This window comes from Streptomyces sp. NPDC001549, assembly GCF_042894025.1.
Taxonomy (GTDB): domain Bacteria; phylum Actinomycetota; class Actinomycetes; order Streptomycetales; family Streptomycetaceae; genus Streptomyces; species Streptomyces kutzneri.
In genome coordinates, this window is sequence record NZ_JBIAVJ010000030.1 from 61888 (window position 1) to 81547 (window position 19660).

Annotated in this window: 11 protein-coding genes; 4 read left to right on the top strand and 7 right to left on the bottom strand. The window is 72.5% G+C overall.

All coding sequences use genetic code 11. The features are described 5' to 3' along the window. Nucleotides 1-11: 11 nt before the first annotated feature. The 7 genes from fxsT to ACFY04_RS36020 form a co-directional block, all read right to left on the bottom strand. Nucleotides 12-4010: an FxSxx-COOH system tetratricopeptide repeat protein gene (fxsT, locus tag ACFY04_RS35990; protein WP_389123650.1), complete on the bottom strand. Its 3999-nt coding sequence runs from the start codon at nt 4008-4010 to the stop codon at nt 12-14. Further along, nucleotides 3994-5370, bottom strand: a complete 1377-nt coding sequence (locus ACFY04_RS35995; protein ID WP_389123652.1) for a TIR-like protein FxsC — start codon at nt 5368-5370, stop codon at nt 3994-3996. Before ACFY04_RS35995 ends, fxsT begins: the two co-directional genes overlap by 17 nt. 80 nt (nt 5371-5450) lie before the next feature. Beyond that, entirely contained in the window at nt 5451-6347 is an 897-nt protein-coding gene (locus ACFY04_RS36000) for an aminoglycoside N(3)-acetyltransferase (protein WP_389123654.1), read from the bottom strand. Continuing rightward, nucleotides 6344-8596 (bottom strand): radical SAM/SPASM protein FxsBH, inactivated beta-hydroxylase extension form, encoded by a 2253-nt coding sequence (gene fxsBH / locus ACFY04_RS36005; protein WP_389123657.1) that lies wholly within the window; start codon nt 8594-8596, stop codon nt 6344-6346. Before fxsBH ends, ACFY04_RS36000 begins: the two co-directional genes overlap by 4 nt. A 28-nt stretch (nt 8597-8624) precedes the next feature. Beyond that, a complete protein-coding gene (gene fxsA / locus ACFY04_RS36010; protein WP_389123660.1) occupies nt 8625-8789 on the bottom strand; it encodes an FxSxx-COOH cyclophane-containing RiPP peptide in 165 nt (54 codons plus the stop codon). A gap of 371 nt (nt 8790-9160) precedes the next feature. After that, nucleotides 9161-10063 carry an alpha/beta fold hydrolase gene (locus tag ACFY04_RS36015; protein WP_389123662.1) on the bottom strand — a complete coding sequence of 301 codons (903 nt, stop codon included), beginning with the start codon at nt 10061-10063 and terminating at the stop codon, nt 9161-9163. 382 nt (nt 10064-10445) lie between these two features. Beyond that, nucleotides 10446-11048 (bottom strand): TetR/AcrR family transcriptional regulator, encoded by a 603-nt coding sequence (locus ACFY04_RS36020; protein WP_389123665.1) that lies wholly within the window; start codon nt 11046-11048, stop codon nt 10446-10448. A 138-nt stretch (nt 11049-11186) separates the two neighbouring features. Here ACFY04_RS36020 and ACFY04_RS36025 point away from each other — a divergent pair, with 138 nt between their 5' ends. The 4 genes from ACFY04_RS36025 (at nt 11187) to ACFY04_RS36040 (ending at nt 19512) form a co-directional block, all read left to right on the top strand. Then, the gene (locus ACFY04_RS36025; RefSeq protein WP_389123667.1) at nt 11187-12578 is read left to right on the top strand and encodes a purine-cytosine permease family protein; all 1392 of its coding nucleotides are present in this window, start codon (nt 11187-11189) and stop codon (nt 12576-12578) included. 32 nt (nt 12579-12610) lie between these two features. After that, a complete protein-coding gene (locus ACFY04_RS36030; RefSeq protein ID WP_389123670.1) occupies nt 12611-14266 on the top strand; it encodes an amidohydrolase in 1656 nt (551 codons plus the stop codon). A 699-nt stretch (nt 14267-14965) separates the two neighbouring features. Beyond that, nucleotides 14966-18505, top strand: coding sequence for a DNA polymerase III subunit alpha (locus tag ACFY04_RS36035; protein WP_389123673.1), 3540 nt, complete (start codon nt 14966-14968; stop codon nt 18503-18505). Next, a complete protein-coding gene (locus tag ACFY04_RS36040) occupies nt 18502-19512 on the top strand; it encodes a hypothetical protein (RefSeq protein WP_389123675.1) in 1011 nt (336 codons plus the stop codon). Before ACFY04_RS36035 ends, ACFY04_RS36040 begins: the two co-directional genes overlap by 4 nt. Nucleotides 19513-19660: the final 148 nt, after the last annotated feature.

Below are 19660 nucleotides of genomic sequence, written 5' to 3' on the forward strand. Positions count from 1 at the left end.
CCGCCTTCGGATCAGACGGCGAGAGGCTCCAGGTCGCGGTGGACCCGCCGCTCGTCGCGCGCGTACCGGGTCAGGCTGTGGTCCTCACCGAGCAGCCGGGTCAGCTCGGACACCGCCTCCGCCCGCAGCCGGGCCGCCTCCTCCTTGCGGCCCATAGAGTCCAGGCTGACCGCCATGTTGGAGCTGCTCGCCAGGGTCTCGGGATGGTGCGCCCCGAGCGCCTCGCGCAACCGCATCACCGCGAGCCGCTCCAGCTCCAGAGCGCCTTCCGGATCGCCCAGGTCGGCCCTCGTGTTGGCCAGGTTGAGGTGGGCGAAGACGGTGTGCGGGTGGTTGTCGCCGAGTACGTCCCGCATCCCCCGTATCGTCTGGCGCAGCATCGTCTCCGCCGTCTCCGCGGCGCCCGTGCCCCAGTGGAAGACCGCCAGGTTGTTCACGGCCGCCAGGGTGTACGGATGCCGCTCGCCCGGCACCTTCATGTACTCGTCCACCACCTCCTGCGCCAGGTCCCGCGCCCCGCCCGGATCCCCGGTCGCGAACAGGTCAGAGGCCAGGTTGAGCTCGCAGGACAGCAGGTCCGGGTTGACGGAGGTGTACTTGGCCCGGTAGCGGGCCCGGGTGGCCGTGGTCAGCCGGAGGGCGTCCTCCAGCTGGCCGGCCCGGCGCAGCGACACCGCCAGGTTCTTCGCGGCCGACAGGGTGCCGGGGAAGGCGCTCCCCAGCGTCCGCTTGTAGGTGTCGTACGTCCGGCTGAGCAGCTGCACCGAGTCCTCGTACCGGCCCACCTCGCGCAGGTCGCGGGCCAGGTTCTGCGCGGAGGACAAGGTGTACGGGTGCTCCGGCCCGAGCACCTCCGTGCGCAGGTCGTGCACCTCCTGGTCGATCTCCCGGGCCCTGGTGTACTGACCCACGAGCCGCAGGTTCAGCGCCAGGTTGTTCGCTGCGGCCAGCGTGCGCGGGTGCGCCTCGTGGAAGATCTGGCTGAAGCCCTCGTGCGCCTCGGTCGCCAGTTCCATCGCCTGTCCGTAATGACCCAGCGCGCCCAGCGTGTTGGCCAGACCGCTCATGGTCATGTACGTGTGCGGGTGCGAGGGGCCGAGCACCGCCTTCTGCCGCTCCAGCGTGACCTCGTCCAGCTCCTTCGCCTCCACGAACCGGCCCTGCGAGCGCAGGATGTTCGACAGGTGGAAGCGCAGGTACAGGTACTGCAGGTCGTTGTTGCCCAGCATCTCCTTCCACGCCTCGCGCAGTTCCTCGCCGAGCGCGTACGCGGCCTTGAAATCGCCGCGCTTCCACAGGTAGCGCACCCGGTCGATCAGCAGCCTGCGCGTCTCCGGTTCCTTGCAGTACCGGGCCTCCGACGGGGTCAGGTGCGACCAGATGGTGTTGAACCGCGGCCACGTCTCCGGATTGTCGATCGGCTCGTCGTCGTCCGGCCGGGCCCCGGCCAGGATCCGGTGGACCGCGTGCCGCGCCTCGCGCTGCTCCTCCTCGCTCAGCTGGGCCCGGATCACCGCCTGGACCAGCCGGTGCACCTGGATGCTGTTGCTGACCTGGTCGACCTTGGCCAGCGCGAACCGGCCGATCTCCCGGATCACCCGGCCCAGCACCAGCTTCTCCTGCAGCGAGGAGTCGTAGGGCTTGAGGGCGTCGATCATCTCCCTGCTGTAGAGCAGGTTCGCGGAGATCGGCTCGGGCGCGAGGAAGGCGCAGAGCTGGAGCAGCCGGACGGCCGCCGGGGACCGGGACTGCAGCCGCTCGATGGAGATGTTCCAGGTGGCGGCCACCGGCTCCGGGTAACCGGGCGGCTGGTTCAGGGCCAGGACGCGGGCGGCCTGCTGCGCCAGCTGCTCGATGTACGCCGACACCGGCGTCGCCGTCTCCGCGATCCAGGCACCCGCCTGCTCGACGGCCAGCGGCAGGTCGCCCACCGCCACCGCCACCTGCTCGGCGTCGTCCTTGCTGAGTCCGGGGGCCCGGCGCTGGAGGTGCTCGATGGACTCCTCCCGCAGGAACACGTCCACCGGCAGCGCGTCACCGTACTGCGACCAGGACTGGTTGCGGGAGGTCACCAGGACATGGCCCGGCCCGCCCGGCGGGAAGAACCGCTTGAGCGTCTCGGGATCGTCCGCGTTGTCGAAGACCAGCAGCCAGCGGGAGGATGGGACCCCGCGCCGCAGCAGATCGATCGCCTCCTGGGAGGCGGCCGCCATGTCCTCGCCTGTCTGCGCGCCCAGCCGCACCGCCAGCTCCGCCAGGGCCGCGACCACGTCGTCGGTCTGCTCTGAGGAGATCCACCACACCAGGTCGTAGTCGGCCATGAACCGGTGCACGTACTCCAGCGCCACCTGCGTCTTGCCGACGCCGCCGAGCCCGAACAGGGTCTGCGGCTGCGGCAGCACCACGGCCATGCCCCCGCCGAGCTGGTCGCGCATCCGCTCCAGCACGATGCTGCGCCCGGTGAACCCGGGATTGCGGGGCGGCGCGTTCCAGATCTTCGGGACGGTCCCCGGGAAGCGGGGACCGGGCTGCGAGGCACTGCTGACGCTGTCGGGCAGCGCCATGGGCCGCTCCACCGCACGCAGCAGGGCGGTCGTCGCGTGCGCCTCGTCGAGCCGGAAGAGGTCGACCGGGTTGCGGTCGATGTACGGCGTGGACAGCCGTACGTCGCCCACCCGCAGCGGCACCAGCTGGCGCCGGCCCCCGGTCGGGTCCTCGGCGGCCGCGCGCTCCCACACGTCCACGGCCCGGGCCGACTTGAGGTAGGCCGTGGAGAGGAGCACCACGGTCCGGGCGGCCGTGTCGATGCTGATGCCCGCGCCCCCGAGGGTGTCCCCGGCGGCCGCTCCCGGTGCCCGCTCGGCCGAGACGTCCTTCGGCACGACCCGGAAACCGGCCCGGGTGAGCACCGACTCGATCCAGTCGGCCCACATCCGGTTCTCGGCGACGTAGGACAGGAACAGGTCGGCGGGCAGTGCCGGGCGGCGCCGGGTGAAGGCGTCCCTGATGCGCAGCCGGACCTCCTCGCCGATGACCGGCATGGAGGTGATGTGGCCCTCGGTGACCACGGCGGTGAGCCGTTCGAAGGCGGAGAGCAGGGAGTTGGTGAGCCCGGCCTCGTCGCCGAAGGTGGCCAGGGTCTCCTCGTAGGCGTAGTAGGGGCGGTACGGGATCTCCACCGCGCCCCAGTAGGAGGTGAGCTCGTCCCCGACCAGGCCGTTCGGGAAGCGGTCGAACTTGATCCGGGCCAGCGCCCGGCCTGCGTCGGCCTTCTCCTTCTCGCCCTCGTCGATGCGCATCGGGACCGGGTAGATCTTGATGCCGCGGTCGTTGAACCGCTCGTCGATCTGGCGGGCGACGGACGCGGCGCCGTCGATGGACTGGTCGGAGAGGGTGAAGCAGTCGACCAGGATGTCGGGGAGGTGGACGGTGCAGATGTCGGCGATGTCGGACAGACCGGTGCGGCTGTCGATCAGGACGTAGTCGTAGTTCCGCTTCATGTCGGCGCGTAAGGCGTCGAAGAAGAGCCCGCCGCCGAGCCGGTCGTAGAAGTTGTCCCAGTCGAAGGTGGAGACGGTCGCCGAGTACTCGCGGTTCTGCCGGCCCGCCGAGACGAAGTCCAGGGTGCCGCCGTCCGGGAACTCCCAGCCGTGGGTCTCCGGGGTGAGCGAGACGGCGTGCGGCTGTATCCGCGCGTAGTCCTTGTGCCAGTCGTCGGGCCGCTGCACCGGGCTGGTCGCCGCCCAGGCGTACTCGCTGATCAGATCGATGACCCCGGTGGTGGCCCCCAGCGTGGAGGGGTCCAGGAAGGGGTGGAAGAAGCGGTGCAGGCCCGGGGCCTCCAGGTCCCAGTCCACGGCGAGGACCCGCTTGCCGTTGGCCGCCAGGATCCACGCGGTGTTGGCCAGCGCCATGGTGCGGCCCGTGCCGCCCTTGTACGAATAGAAGGTGACGATGCGTCCGTCACGGCTGTCGCTGTCGCTGCCGCTGTTGTCACTGCTCGCTGTCATCCGCGTCCCCCCGGTCGGTGTCGTTGTCGTCGTTGTCGTGGAGGCCGGCCCCCGCCGGCCCGGCCCGGTGCCGGTCGGAGTCGGGCGGGAACGGGACACGGGGCGATGGCGGCCCTGGCGGCCCGTTCATCCCCATCGGCCCCAGCAACCGGGGCCGTTCGATGGAGGTGTCGCCCTTCGGCGGATACGGCTGCGCGTGTCTGAGGAACTGCTGGGCGGCGGCCTCGACCACCTGCGGCAGGATCTGGCCGAGGGTCTCCACGTTGGCCACTCCGTTCGCGGCGGCCCGGCAGGCGGCCCGGCCCTGGCTCATCGTCTTGGGCATGGTGTGCTCCAGCCGGTCGGCCAGCTCGTTCTCCTTCGACCGGCTCTGATGGTCGTACCGGTTCCACGGCACGACCACGTTGACCCACGGCCGGGGCTCCCGGTCGAAGGCGGCCAGGCGCCGGCGGCGCTGCTCGTCCTCCACCGCCCACCGGTCGACGATCAGGATCTCCGGCCGGGTCGGCAGCTGCTTGCTGTCGAGGTGCCCGGCCTCGTCGTCGAAGGAGGACATGGTGGTCTGGTAGTTGAGGTTCTTGACCAGGTCCTCGGCGACGTAGGCGATGGGCCGCTGGGCGACCGGATGGTACGGGTTCCACTCCAGCGCGGTGTCCCCGTAGTACTCGGGGGTGCGGCCCTCGGGCAGATCGTGCCGGGAGGCGGCGGCCACCGTCACGTGCAGGGTGCGGGCCGGGCTGCCGCTGGAGCCGAAGGCGCTCGGTACGTTGCGGTAGTCCAGCGGGCGGATGGGGTCCAGGTGCGCGGTTTCGGCGACCTGGACGATGCGCCGGGCGAGCTCGTACACGGCCTGTTCGTACTGCTCGGCGTACCCGCGCAGTTTGATCAGCCCGTACAGGCCGTCGGTGACGTAGCGCTCGCCGAAGGTGTTGTGGTTGAACTGCAACCGCTCGGCCGGGCCGGGGAGTTGCTCCGGCGGCACCGGTACCCATAACGCGGGCACGATGGCCTCGGCCTGTTTGTTGCTGACCGCGCCGTGCTGGACGGCGCGCTGCGCGAAGGCGAACCACTCCTTCCCGCACATCTCGCTGGCGAAGTACCGCGGCGAGAACAGGGGAACGAAGACCCGGCAGTTGGCGAGTGCCCGGGCGAGCCGTTCGGACCAGCCCTCGCCGCTGCGTATCTCCCGGTCCATGAACCCGACGTCGTACCCGGCGCGCAGGTCCGTCAGCGCCATGACATGCCCGCAGAGATCACGGAAAAGGCGCTCGACCCACATGTCCGGGTCGGGGCCCCCGGCCCCGAACCTCGGTGTATGTGCGTAACTGAGAAAAAAGTACGGCTCCCCTGATGCGGGCACACGACCCCCGTCCCGAAGATGCGAAGCGAAGAAACATCATTCCGGAGCTGCTTCGCCACATCCCCTCATCGTTCAGTCAATCAGCGTCTGTTTTCGGTCATCCAGTCAAGGGCGTGATCGACGGCCTCCGGGAGGGAGAAGAGCATGGTCGACGCACCTCCCACCCGCCCCCTGCGCACCCGTGAATCCGGGAACGCGTCACCGATCTCCGCGAAATCGCTGTCGTCCAGCGCGACGTCCTCGTATGCGGTCCACTCCTCCTCCTGACGGTGCCTTTGCTGCCCCGGAAGGTTCACCTTCACCACACACTCGTACATGCGCAAGGGGGGCTTCGGAATTCGGTACTCCGCGAGATGGAAAGCGGTGCAGACCGAAAACCCCACATTGATCATGAGTACCTGCCCGCCCTCCCAGCACAGCTTTCCCAGGGGTGACTCTTCCCCCAGATGGCTTTCGAGGCGATGCCCCGAGCACAGCCGCTCCGCGTCCGCCCCGAGGGCCGCGAAGGAGGTCTGCGGATGGGAGCTGCGCGCGGCGCCCGGCGCGGTGCGGACGGCCTCGACCAAGGACCCCATGCCCTGGCTCGGGGTGCTCGCCGGATCGAAGGCGGACATCCGCTCGCGGAAGGCGCGCACCCCGGCCTCGTCCAGACCGCGGATCCGCTCCAGGTGGGCGGTGGAGGTCTTGGAGTTCTCCGGGGTGAACGCCGGGACCACCAGGGTGCCGCGCGGCCCGAGGACGCCCGTCAGGGCGTCGCGCAGCAGTTCCGCGCGCAGCCCGGTCCCGCCGAGGGCGGAGTGCACCACGAGCCGCATGCCGGGGCGGACCCCGGCCAGCCGCAACTGCACGGCGAGCCGGAGCCTGCCGGGCGCGGAGGACGGCGCGGGGGGCGACGCCGGGGAGGCCGCGGAGGACGGCGTCGGGGAGGACGGCGCCGGGGAGGGCGCGGAGGACGGCGCCGGGGAGGGCGCGGTCACGCGTCGACCGTCTTCAGCTCGTACCGGAGCTCCGCGACCAGGCTCTTCCCGGTGACGGTCAGTTCGGCCGCCTCCGAGAGCCGGTCCAGGGCCCGGTGGATACGGTCCGAGCCGCCCGGCTCGGGCGCCGCCGTGGCCCGCCGGTACGCCTCCACCGCCACCCGCTCGTGCACGTCCGCCAGCAGCCGGGACACCGGTACCGGCCGCTCCCGCCACGGCGAGCGGTGCTGCCACTGACCGTCCAGCGCGTACAGGTCGGCCACCTCGGTCAGCGCCCGCAGCCTGGTCCGCCGCCGCCCGGTCAGCAGCGCCAGCGCGGTCTCCCGCACCCCCGCCGCGTACGGCACCCCGAGCGCCCCCGGCCCGTGCCGTCCGGCCTCGCCCCAGCCGCCCGCCCGCGGGCCGCCCGCGAGCGGGGTCAGCGTGGTCAGCCCGGTGGCCGCCGCCCGGGCGAACTCCGGCACCGCCTTGTGCAGCAGCGCCCACGCCCGGTCCAGCCTGCCCCGCCACTCCTCGGCCTCCCCGGCGCCGAGGCGGAGCCTGGGCGGGCGGGGGAAGCAGTTGCGGTACGGGTCGAGGTCCTCCAGGGCCACCGGGGCCGCGTCCGGCCCGGGCGACCAGGTGCGTACGGGCTGCCAGCGGGCGTCCCCCGCCGTGGGCCCGAACCGGTGCTCGGCACGGCCGTCCCGTACGGCGTACCCCTCGGCGGTGACGTGCAGCGCGGCCCGGCCCTCCGTGCCGGGCTCCCCGAGCCGCAGCAGCCCCAGCGTCGGCAGGTACACCTCACCGTCCCGGTAGGCCACCTCGGCCGGCAGGTCCAGTCCGCCGCGGAGCACGGCCGCGGCGGCCAGCGCGGTCAGCCGGCGCGCCGCCTCCGGGGCGTCCTGCCTGCCGTCGCGGGCGGCGTCCAGGGCCGCCAGTACCCAGGTCCGGGTGAAGGGGTGGTCCAGTACGGCGTCCAGCGCGTCCGGGCCCGCCTCCCCGGCCCCCTCCACGGCGGCCAGCATCTCCCAGGCGTGCGCCCAGCCGGGGTCGGCGGCGAGGTCCGCGTGCAGCCGGGCCAGCAGGATCCGGGTCAGTTCCTCCTGGGAGCGGGCGAGTTCGGCCGGGTCGGTCAGCTGCGGCGCGGTCTCCCGCGGTGCGGTGCGGCCCTCGACCCCGTCCACGAGCTCGCGCAGGTCGGTGCAGTAGACGGAGGGGTTGTCGAAGCCGTTCCGGTCGCGGTAGCGGTGGGTGTAGAGCCCGCCCCCGCACGAACGTACGACGGGGCACCGGCGGCACGAGTCGCTGACGCCCGCGAGGCCCAGCTGCCGGGCGCGGACCCCTGGATGGGTCGCGACCTGGTCAAATGCGTGGTCGAAGACATTGAAGCCGGTGGCCGCGGCCCCTTCGAAGGCACTCTTGAGGGAGTCCACCTGTTCCAGGGTCCCGTCGGTCTCGACGACGACGAGGTCGGTGGGCGCGAGGCCGAGCGACTCGGTGAGGCTGGGGCCGCCGCGCAGGGTGGAGAGCAGGGACTCGAAGAGCCGTACGGGCACCGGGCGTCCCAGCCGGTCCCAGTGGTCGAAGATCCGCAGCAGCCAGCGCGCGTAGGCGTCGGGGGCACCGTCGGGGCGGGCCGGGGGTGTCTCCCAGGTGGCGTGGGGGAGCAGGAAGTCCACGCGCGGGGGCTCCAGTTCGACCAGCGCGTCCAGTACGGCGACGGGATCGTTGGCCACGTCCACGGTGCAGAGCAGGCCCTGGTAGAGGTGGCGGTACGGCTCGGAGCGGAGCAGCGCGACGGCGGCCAGGACCAGCGGGTGGCTCGTACGGCCGTCGGCGAAGCGGCGGTGGCGGTCGTTGGCGGCGCGGTCCCCGTCGAGGGAGATGCCGACCCGGACGCCGTACTCGTCGAAGAGGTCGAGGTAACGGGTGCTGAGCTGGAGCCCGTTGGTGTGGATCCGCAGGTCGAGGGCGGCGATCCCGCTGAGCGCCCGGGTGAACTCCTCGCACACGAGGCGGAGCCGGGCCGTGCCCGCCAACAGGGGTTCCCCTCCATGGAGAATCACCGTGACGGAGGGGAGTGCATGGTCACGGGCATGTTCGGCGAGCCTGGACGCGGTATGCGAAATGACCTCGGGGGAGATCACTTTCGGCCGGGCCTGCCAGCTCTGATCTGCGTGTTCGTAGACGTAGCAATGATCACAAGCAAGATCGCATCTGCTGTGAACCTTTAGGACGATCTCGCGAAATGCGATCAGGCCGGTCATTCCGCCAGTCTAGAGCGCCGAGTTCGGGTCAGAGTGCGGAGTTGAAGATCGGTGCCTGAACCGGACGAGCAGATTCGGCCGGCAGCACGCGACCGAGCGTCGTCGCCGCGGCCGCGGTGTGGACGTCGATCTTGCTGAGCGGGACCCGGTGGGCCTTGACCGAGCTGGTCGCGGGGGATGCTGAAGTGTTCACGGCACCGTCCTTGGGGAAGCCATGTGGAATGGACATGTGAATGACAACGGCTACATGCTGCTGTCAAGCAGGGACTTTACTAGGACAGTCCCCCTTGGCAACACGAGACATGACGCCTGGTCAAGACTTCCATGCAATGCGTGGCGGATTTCTCAAGAGGGCGGATTCGGCCGTTTGCCGCAAGGAAAGATCCTTTTCATCGCCGGGGGTCCCGGCGGCGGCCCCGTCCGGACCGGACCTGCGCCGGTGGTACCTCGCTGACCTGGTGCGATGCGAGGGCGTGTCCGGTTGGCCGGGAGTCCGGCCCGGCCGACGCGGAACCGCCCCCGCCGAACAGCAGGAAGAGCGCGGTCCTGCGCGGTCAACCGTCCCTACGCGGGCTGCTGTTCGGTGAGATCCGGTGCCGGGAGGTCGCGCAGCAGCCAGTTCAGTACGTCGGGCAGCGCGCGCAGGGAGGCGAAGTGCGCGGCGGCGGGAACGATGTTGGTCGTGGCCCCGGGGATGCGGCGGGCCAGCCAGCGGGAGTGGCCCACGGGGGAGAATACGTCGAGCTCGCCGTGCCAGATCAGCACCGGACAGCGGATGTCGGCCGGGTCGAAGCCCCAGGGGCGGCTGAAGGCGAGGACGTCGTCGATCCATCCGTACGCCGAATGGCGCAGCCCCTCCCGGTAGTTCCGCAGGAGCATCGCCCGCAGGCCGGCGTCCGAGACGATCATGCGGTCGTTGTCGGTCAGCTCCCGGCGCAGTTCGTCCAGCAGCCGGCCGGGGTCCTTGCGGATGCCGTCGGCGCGCGGGATCAGCCGGGCCGCCAGCTCCTCGGGGTCGTCGGTGGCGGTGGTGTACTCCCGGACGTTCGACGCGGCCATTCCGGCGAACCAGTCCAGGTCCTCCGCGTCCCGGGGGGCGAGGCCGACCATTCCCGCGGTCCGGGTGACCCGGTCCGGGAGGAGGGCGGCACAGGCCAGGGCTCCGGCGGCGCCGCCGGAGCGGCCCGCGACCGCGAAGGTGTCCAGACCGAGGGCGTCGGCGATGGCGGCCACGTCCTGGGCCACGTCGGCGACGGTGCGGCCCACATGGCGGTCGGAGCCGCCGTAGCCGGGTCTGTCGTAGGCGATGAGCTGCATCCGGCGCTGGTAGAGGACCATGCCCCGGGGGGCCGGGCCGAGGCGGCTGCCGGGCATGCCGTGCAGCAGAAAGACGGGTTTACCGTCGGGATCGCCCCAGCGCTCCACGGTCAGAGCGCGCCCGTCCGCTGTGCGCACCTGATTGCGCACGCGCTCCCTCCTTCACGGTCGATGTGAGTCGTCACCGCGATTGTGCGTGCTGGGGGAGGAGTGCGGTAGGGCGCACTTCCGGCGGAATTCTTGTGAATGCCTTCACGAGTCCGGGAAGGCCTTTGTTCCGCTTGCATATGCCCTGGTCAAGGGGGCGCATGAGGGGAGTGAACGGGCGTGAATGGATGCCCGGTCGCCGTGAATGGCCTTTTTGGTGCGGTGGCTTCCGCTTTTGGCTGTCGAATTGACTTGGCGGGCCGAGTCGGCAGTCCGGGTCATCAGGTCGAGTCGGCAGTCCGGGTCATCAGGTCGAGTCGCCAAGTCGGGAAAAGAGGGGAGTTCCTGACCGGCGGGTGCGAGAAGCGCCGGCCGGGCCCTCGTCTCAGATGCGGGGCACGAGCAGGGCCGCCGCCGAGCGGGCCTGCTCCAGGGCGCGGGCGCGGTCCGCGCCGCGCTGACCCAGGACGACCCGGGTGCTCAGGCCGTCCAGCAGGGCGAGCAGCTCCGAGGCCCGCGCGGGCACGTCCGTGGGCGCGAAGCGGCCCTGGACCACACCCTTGGCCAGGAGCGCCTCCAGGTCCCGCTGCCAGCTGTCGTCGATCTCCTCCTGGGCGGCCTTCAGCGGCTGATTGGAGGCGGTACGGGCCCACAGCTCGATCCACAGCGTCCAGCGCGGGTCGCGGGGGCCCTCGGGGAGGTAGAGCTCCAGGAACTGGTCCAGCTTGCGCGCCGCCGTCACCCTGCGACCCAGCAGCGCCCGGCGCTCCCCGGTGAGCTGCTCCTCGCTCCAGCGCAGGGCCTCCAGCAGGAGCCGGTCCTTGCTGCCGAAGTAGTACAGGATGTGGCCCCCGCTGGTGCCGAGGCGCTCGGCCAGCGCGGACATGGTGAGCGCGGCCAGTCCGTCCTCGGCGATGGCCGCCATGGCCTCTTCCAGCATCCGCTCCTGGGCGATCTGCCCGTCGCGCCGCCGTGCTGCTCCCGCCACCGCTCCCGCCCTCCGGATCTTCGTGGACCGACCTTATCCCGGACAGGGTCTTGACGGGGTCGCGGTCCAGCCCTCATCTTGAATGCCGTTCAAGAAGTTAGAACGCCATTCAAGATCGTTCAAGGTCAGGGGTCCGCCATGGGGCAGCAGGAGACAGTCGACGTCGACGAGGTGTTCCGGGTCGAAACACACGGCATCGACCCGATTCCGGACGCCGAACGCCACGGCAGCGCCAAAGACCTGTTCTGGCTCTGGTTCGGCTCCAACCTCACCTTCACCTACGTGATCAACGGCGCCCTCGCCGTCGCCTTCGGGCTCTCCTTCTGGCAGGCCACCGCCGTGGTCGTGATCGGCGGACTCTCCTTCTTCGCCATCAGTGCCGCCGGACTCAGCGGCATCCGCACCGGCACCGCCACCCTGGTCATCTCCCGCGCCGCCTTCGGCGTACGCGGCAACTTCCCGGCCGGCGTCCTCAACTGGGTGGTGAGCATCGGCTACACCATCGTCAACACCGTGGTGGGCACCCTCGCGCTGGAAGTCTTCTTCGCCGAGATCGGCTGGCAGAGCGGCACCGCCGGCCGCGCCGTCGCCCTCCTGGTCACCCTCGCGCTGACCTTCGCCGTCGCCATGTGGGGCCACGCCACCGTGCAGTTCGCCGAACGCTGGATGGCTTACGTCCTCGCCGCCGGCTTCGGCGTCCTGCTCCTCTTCGTCCTGCCCGGCACCGACACCGCCGCCCCGGCCGCCGCCCCCGGGCTCTCCGGCTGGAGCCTCGCCTTCGTGGTCATGCTCGCCGGACCCTTCTCGTACCTGCCGATGCCCGCCGACTACACCCGCTACCTGCCCCGGACCACCTCGCTGAGGTCCATCACCTGGATGGGCGCCCTCGGCGGCTTCCTCTCCTCCGTGGCCCTCGGCGTCGCGGGCGTCGCCGCCGCCACCCAGACCGACATGACCGACGCGGTCGCCGGGGCCGAAAGCCTGCTCCCCGGCTGGTTCCAGCCGCTGTTCCTGGCTCTCGTACTCGGCGGCTCGGTCACCAACTCGATCATCACGCTCTACTCCTCCAGCCTGAACCTCCAGGTCCTCGGCATCCCGTGGAGCCGCGCCCGGGCCATCGTCATCAGCGCCGCCGTCACCGCCGCCGGCTCGCTCGCCGCGCTCTTCCTCACCGACTTCACCACCTCCCTCCTCTCCTTCCTCTCCCTGCTGATCATCGTGTTCGCCCCTTGGGGCGGCGTCTTCCTCGCCGACATGCTGCTGCGCCGCTGCCACTACGACGCCGACGCGCTGCACGCCGGGAGCGCGGGCGCCTACTGGTACCGCTCCGGCTACCACCCCGCCGGCATCACCGCCCTGCTCGCCGGTATGGCCTTCGCCGCCCTGACCTGCGACTCCGAGCTGTGGACCGGGCCGCTGGTCGCCCCGCTCGGCGGCGCCGACCTCACGCTGCTCGGCTCGGTCGTCTCCGGACTCACCTACTGGGCCCTCACCCGCCGCCGGGTCGCGGCGTACGCCCCGGCCGCCTGAACGACACCGCACACCCGATGGAGCACCCCCGCATGACACGCCACCCCTTCCCCGCCGACCTGCTGCTCACCGGAGCCCGGATCCACACCGTCGATCCCGACCTGCCCGCTGCCGAGGCCCTCGCCGTCCACGACGGCCTGATCGTCTGGGTCGGCCCGGACGACGAGGCCGCCGCCTGGGCCGGCCCGGACACCGAGCGGATCGACGCGGGCGGCAAGCTGGTCCTGCCCGGCTTCATCGACGCCCACAACCACGTCCGGCTCGGCTCCGACGCGGACTGCGTCCAGCTCGCCGGCGTGCGCACCCTGGGCGGCATCCACGAGCGGATCCTGGCCTGGCGGCAGGCCAACCCGGACGCCGGGTGGATCGAGGCCGAGGCCTTCGACTACTCCGCCATCCCGGGCGGGCGGATGCCGTGCGCCGCCGACCTGGACCCGGTCACCGGGGACACCCCGGCGATCGTGCTCTCGTACGACGTGCACACGGCCTGGCTGAACACGGCGGCCATGCGGCGGCTCGGAGTCTCCCGGGACCGCACCGACCTCCCCTTCGGCACGGCGGCGGTGGACCCGGAGACCGGCGAACCCACCGGATTCGTCAAGGACTTCGCCATCAAGGGACTCTCCCGCGACGGCCACCGGGCCCTGCGCGAGCTGGGCGTGCCGTGGGCCTCGCCGGACCGGCAGTACGGGCGGCTCGCCAAGAGCCTCGACGACGCCATCGGCTTCGGCATCACCACGGTGGTCGAGCCGCAGAACTCCCTCGACGACCTCGAACTCTTCGAACGGGCCCGCTCGGAAGGGCGGTTGCGCTCACGGATCGTCGCGGCACTGTTCCACCCGCGCGGCACCGGCGACGCCGACCTGGACGAATTCGCCGACGCGGCAAGGAGATTCGCCGGGGACCGGCTGCGGGTCGGCCCGCTCAAGCTCTACATCGACGACGTGGTGGAACCGCGTACGGCCGCGCTCCTGGAGCCGTACACCGGATGCGGCGCGCACCGGGGCGAGACCTTCTACCCGGCGGAGGAGTTCGCGGAACTGCTGGCGAAGCTGGACGCCCGCGGCTTCCAGTGCTTCGTGCACGCGACCGGCGACCGGGGCATCAGGACCGTCCTGGACGCGGTGGAGCACGCGCGGACCCTCAACGGCCCGCGCGACGCCCGCCACCAGGTGGTCCACGTGGAGTGCCTGGACCCGGCGGACGTACCGCGCTTCGCGGAGCTCGGCGTGATCGCGTGCATGCAGCCGAGGCACTGCGCGCCGGAGATCGCGGGCCCCGGCCAGGACTGGGCGGAGAACGTGGGCGAGGACCGCTGGCACAAGGCCTGGCCGATGCGGAGCCTGCACGAGGCGGGTGCGGTGCTGGCGTTCTCCAGCGACTGGAACGTGGCGGAGATGGACCCGATGATCGGCATCTACACGGCCGTGACGCGCCGCCCGCTGTCCGGCGGCGGCCCAGCTTGGCAGCCGGCCGAGACGGTGGACGTGGCGACGGCCGTGTACGGCTACACGATGGGCTCGGCCCACGCCAACTTCCTTGAGCGGGAGCGCGGTTCCCTCACGGTGGGCAAGGCGGCGGACTTCGTGATCCTGTCCCGGGACATCCTCACCGTCCCGGCGGACGAGATCCCGGGCACGGTCGCCGAGACGGTCGTGGTGGCGGGCGAGGTGGTCCACCGGTCCTGACCCGGTCCCCTGCGGGGTGCCCTGCGGGCGGCTCGGCGGTGTACGGCGGGTCCGGATCCACGCCGGGCGCTGCCCGGACCCGCGCCTCAATCGCCGGCGGGGCTTGGTGGTGTGGGTCGGTGCCCCGCACGAGGGTCTCCTCGGCTCGCGCCAGGCGGCCGCGGTTCTGCCGTACGGCCTGGGTTGCGCGCTCGTCCTGCGGGGACCCTCCTGCGTGTCCCCGCCCCACGGCTGGGCTGCGACAGCCCGGCTCCCATCCCCCGTGGGCTTCGACAGCCTGAGGGGTGGGGGGACGGGGTGGGGTGTCCCCGCAGGACGAGCGCGCGACCACCGGGTACAGCCGAGACATGCCCGCACGCGCCGAGCCGAGGAGACACCCCGCCCCGGCACCCCGCCCCGACACCTTGCCGACAGGCCCGCCACTTCCAGCCCCGCCGGCGTTTGAGGCGCGGGTCCGGGCAGAGCCCGGCGTGGATCCGGCCGAGCCGCACACCGCCGAGCCGCCAGCAGGGCAACGGCGCGGGTCCGGGCAGCGCCCGGGATACGGCGCGGCCGAGCCGCACACCGCCGAGCCGCACACCGCCGAGCCGCCCGCACGGCCCGCTCAGGTGATCGAACAAGTGTTTCGCACGAATATTCGAATTACTCTATGGTGGAGAGCGGGGGAGGTGTTCATTCGAGCGAAGCAGGAGGCCGCGGGTGCCTGGTTTTACGCATCTGCACACCGTTTCGGGGTTCTCCATGCGCTACGGAGGCTCACACCCGCAGCGGCTGGCGGAGCGCGCCGCCGAGCGGGGCATGGACGCCCTCGCCCTGACCGACCGCGACACCCTCGCGGGCGCGGTCCGGTTCGCGAAGGCGTGTGCGCAGGCAGGCATCCGGCCGGTGTTCGGAGTGGACATGGCGGTCCCGCCCGCGACGGGCCCGGCCGGGTCGGGGGGCCCGGCCGGATCCGCCGCGGGCGACGGGTCCGGCGAGGCCTCGTACCGGCGGCGCACCCCCGTCAAGGGCGGGGCCTTCGTGGACGAGTCCGCCGCGCGCGCCGTCTTCCTGGCCCGGGACGGGGCCGCCGGGTGGGCCGAGCTGTGCCGGATGGTCACCGCCGCCCACGCGGGGGCCGCCGAGGTCCCGCTGGTGCCCTGGGAGGCCCTGCGCGGGGAGGGCGTCTTCGTCCTGCTCGGGCCCGGCTCCGAGGTGGGGCGGGCGCTCGCCGCGGGCCGCCCCGACCGGGCCGCCCGGCTGCTCGCACCCTGGCGGGAGATCTACGGCGACTCCCTGCGTCTGGAGGCCGTCCACCACGGCCGCACCGGCACCGGGCCCGGCTCGCTCCGGCTGGCCGCCCGTACCGTCGGCTTCGCCGCCGAGCAGGGTGTTCCGGCCGTGCTGACCAACGCCGTCCGCTACGCCGACCCCGGCCAGGGCCCGGTCGCCGACATCCTCGACGCGGCCCGCCGCCTGGTCCCCATCGACCCCCGCAACCCCGCGTACCCGCTCGACGGCGGCGAGCGCTGGCTCAAGGCCCCCGCCGCCATGGCCGAGGCCGCCGACCGGATCGCGCAGGCGGCCGGCCTGCGTCCCGCCGACGCCAGGCGCCTGCTCGCGGAGACCCGGCGTACCGCCGAGGCCTGCTCCGTGGACCCCGAGGACGACCTCGGCATGGGTTCCGTGCACTTCCCCGAGGCCCGGCTCGTCGGCGCGGCCCACCGCAGCGCCCAGCGGGTCCTCACCTCCCGGGCCTCGGCGGGCATGGTGCTGCGCGGCTACGCGGGTGACCGTGCGTACTGGGAGCGGATGCACCAGGAGCTCGACATCATCGCCTACCACGGCTTCGCCTCGTACTTCCTGACGGTCGCTCAAGTGGTGGACGACGTGAAGGAGATGGGCATCAGGGTGGCCGCCCGCGGCTCCGGAGCCGGTTCCCTCGTCAACCACCTGCTCGGGATCGCGCACGCCGACCCCGTCGCCCACGGCCTGCTGATGGAGCGCTTCCTCTCCAAGCGGCGGCGCGTCCTGCCCGACATCGACATCGACGTGGAGTCCGCCCGCCGGCTGGAGGTCTACCGGCGGATCATGGACCGGTTCGGCACCGAGCGCGTCGCCACCGTTTCCATGCCCGAGACCTACCGGGTCCGGCACGCCATCCGCGACGTCGGCGCCGCCCTGTCCATGGACCCGGCCGTCACCGACCGGCTCGCCAAGGCCTTCCCGCACATCAGGGCCCGCGACGCCCGCGCCGCGCTGGAGGAACTCCCCGAACTGCGCGACGTACGGGGGGAGTCGTACGGGCGGCTGTGGGAGCTCGTCGAATCGCTGGACGCGCTGCCGCGCGGGATCGCCATGCACCCGTGCGGGGTGCTGCTCTCCGACGACTCGCTGCTCGCCCGTACGCCGGTGGTGCCCACCAGTGGCGAGGGCTTCCCCATGTCCCAGTTCGACAAGGACGACGTGGAGGAGCTCGGGCTGCTCAAACTGGACGTGCTGGGCGTGCGGATGCAGTCCGCGATGGCCCACGCGGTCGCGGAGATCCGCCGTGGCACGGGGCGGGAGCTCGATCTGGACGACCCGGCGCAGGTGCCGCCGGGCGACCGGGCCACGTACGAGCTGATCCGCTCGGCCGAGACCCTGGGCTGCTTCCAGATCGAATCGCCGGGCCAGCGGGACCTGGTGGGGCGGCTGCAGCCGGCCACCTTCCACGACCTGGTCGTCGACATCTCGCTGTTCCGGCCGGGTCCGGTGGCCGCCGACATGGTGCGGCCCTTCATCGAGGCCCGGCACGGGCGGGCCCCGGTCCGTTTCCCGCACCCGGACCTGGCCGACGCGCTGCGCGAGACGTACGGGGTGGTGGTCTTCCACGAGCAGATCATCGAGATCGTGCACGTCATGACCGGTTGCGGGCGGGACGAGGCGGACCGGGTGCGGCGCGGGCTGTCCGACCCGCAGTCGCAGCCGCGGATCAAGGTCTGGTTCGCGGCGAAGGCGGCCGAGCGCGGCTATCCGGTGGAGGTGATCGGCCGGACCTGGGAGATCGTGGAGGCCTTCGGGTCGTACGGCTTCTGCAAGGCGCACGCGGTGGCCTTCGCGGTGCCCACGTACCAGTCGGCCTGGCTGAAGGCGCATCACCCGGCGGCCTTCTACGCCGGGCTGCTGACCCACGACCCGGGGATGTACCCGAAACGGCTGCTGCTGGCGGACGCGCGGCGGCGGGGCGTGCCGGTGCTGCCGCTGGACGTGAACCGGTCGGCGGCCGCCCATCGTATCGAACTGGTGTCCGATGACGGAGGGGTGTGGGGGCTGCGGCTCGGGCTGTCCGACGTCCACGGCATCAGCGGGGCCGAGGCGGACCGGATCGAGGCGGGACAGCCGTACGCCTCCCTGCGCGACTTCTGGGACCGGGCGCACCCGGGCCGCCCGGTCGCCGAACGGCTGGCGCAGGTCGGGGCGTTGGACGCCTTCGGCGCCAACCGGCGGGACCTGCTGCTGCACGTGTCCGAACTGCACGGCGCGCAGCGGGCCGCGGGTGTGCGCGGCCCCCAGCTTCCCCTGGAAGGCGGCCGGTCCACGGCCTCCGTCGGACTGCCCGACCTGACCGAGGCGGAACGGCTCAGCGCCGAGCTGGGCGTCCTCGGCATGGACGCCTCGCGGCACCTGATGGGAGACCACCACGCCTTCCTGGCCGAACTGGGAGTGATCCCGGCGCGTCGGCTGCGGGACACCGAGCACGGGCAGACCGTGCTGGTCGCGGGCGCCAAGGCGGCCACCCAGACCCCGCCGATCCGCTCCGGGAGGCGGGTCATCTTCACGACGCTGGACGACGGGACGGGCCTGGTCGACCTGGCCTTCTTCGACGACAGCCACGAACGCTGCGCGCACACCGTCTTCCACTCCTTCCTGCTGCTGGTACGAGGTGTCGTGCAGCGGCGGGGCCCGCAGAGCCTGAGCGTGGTCGGGGCGGCGGCGTGGAACCTGGCGGAGCTGGTGGAACTGCGGGCGGCGGGCGGCCTGGACGCGGTCGCGGCCCGCCTCGCCGAGCCGGCGGGCGACCAGGCGGCCGAGCCGGGAGCCCCGGGAGCCCCGGGAGCCGACGGGGAGCCGGCGGCGAAGGGCCCGCAGGGTCCCGGCCGCAGGATCCGCATGCCCACGGGGTACGAGATGAACCCCTGGGCCGACCTCCAGCCGCCGGGCACCGGCCCCGCGACCGGCCGCAAGCTGTGGCACTCCAGCCCGGGGAGCGCGGGATGACCGCCACCGAGCGGGTCGTGATGTGCCTGCGCCCGTACCCCGCCGACGGGGGCCCGCTCGGGGCGCGGGAGTACGCCGGGGTGCTCGCGCTGCTCGGCGGCATCACCCCGGCCGTGCAGGCCCTGGCGCCCGACACCGTCCTCGCCGAGGTCCGGGGCGCGCTGCGGTACTTCGGCTGCGACGCCGCCCGGCTGGCCGCCGTGATCCGGGTCCGGGCCCTCGCCCTGTACGGCGTGGACGCCGCCGTCGGCGTGGCCGGCAACCCCATGCTGGCCAGGGCGGCGGCCCGCGAGGCCCGGCCCGGGGAGACCCTGGTGATCCCCGGGGAGCCCGCCGCCGTACGGGACTTCCTGGCGGGCAAGCCCGTCACCGCCCTCGACGGGGTCGGACCGAAGGCCGCCCGCACCCTGTGCTCCTACGGCCTCGATTCCGTCGGCCGGGTCGCCGCCGCCCCGCCCGCCGCCCTGCGGCGGATCCTCGGCGCCCGGCTCGGCCGCGAGGTGCACGAGCGCGCCCTGGGGATCGACCGGACCCCCGTCCGGCCGGGCGCCGCCGCCCGCGCCATCGCCGCCGAGCGGCTCTTCGGTCTGGACGAGCTGGATCCCGTACGGCACCGGCGGGCGCTGCTCTCGCTGACGGAGGAGCTCGGCGCGAAGCTTCGTACACAGGAACAGGGCCGGGGGCAGGTCTGCCGCGCCCTCTCGCTCACCGTCCGCTGCGCCGACCGCACCACGCTCACCCGGACGCGCACCCTGGCCGAGCCCACCGCGCACTCGGCCGCCCTGACCGCCACGGCCTACGCCCTCTACGCGGGCCTCGGCCTGCAGCGGGCCCGGGTCCGCGCGCTGTCCCTGCGCGCCGAGGACCTGACCTCGGCCGATCGGGCCACGCGGCAGCTCAGCCTCGACCCCGAGGACGAGAAGGCCCGCCGCCTGGAGGCCGTCACGGACCGGGTCCGCGCGCGCTTCGGACCGCACGCGATCGCCCGCGGCACGCTGGCCGCCTGACGGACCGTCGGGCGCCGTACGGGCGGTCGCCCGGGCGACGCGCGAGTTTTTACCGACGCGTAACTTCCCTGTGTTGCTACTCACCCGTAATTTAGCGGCAGCAGCTCCCCCTTGTGATCCGGATCACGGGACGAACCCCCACGCTCAT

Coding starts and splice junctions, on each gene's coding strand:
- ACFY04_RS36025 (WP_389123667.1), top strand. CDS start 11,187: ATGGGGCAGCAGGAGACAGTCGACGTCGACGAGGTGTTCCGGGTCGAA.
- ACFY04_RS36040 (WP_389123675.1), top strand. CDS start 18,502: ATGACCGCCACCGAGCGGGTCGTGATGTGCCTGCGCCCGTACCCCGCC.
- fxsT (WP_389123650.1), bottom strand. CDS start 4,010: ATGACAGCGAGCAGTGACAACAGCGGCAGCGACAGCGACAGCCGTGAC.
- fxsBH (WP_389123657.1), bottom strand. CDS start 8,596: ATGACCGGCCTGATCGCATTTCGCGAGATCGTCCTAAAGGTTCACAGC.
- ACFY04_RS36030 (WP_389123670.1), top strand. CDS start 12,611: ATGACACGCCACCCCTTCCCCGCCGACCTGCTGCTCACCGGAGCCCGG.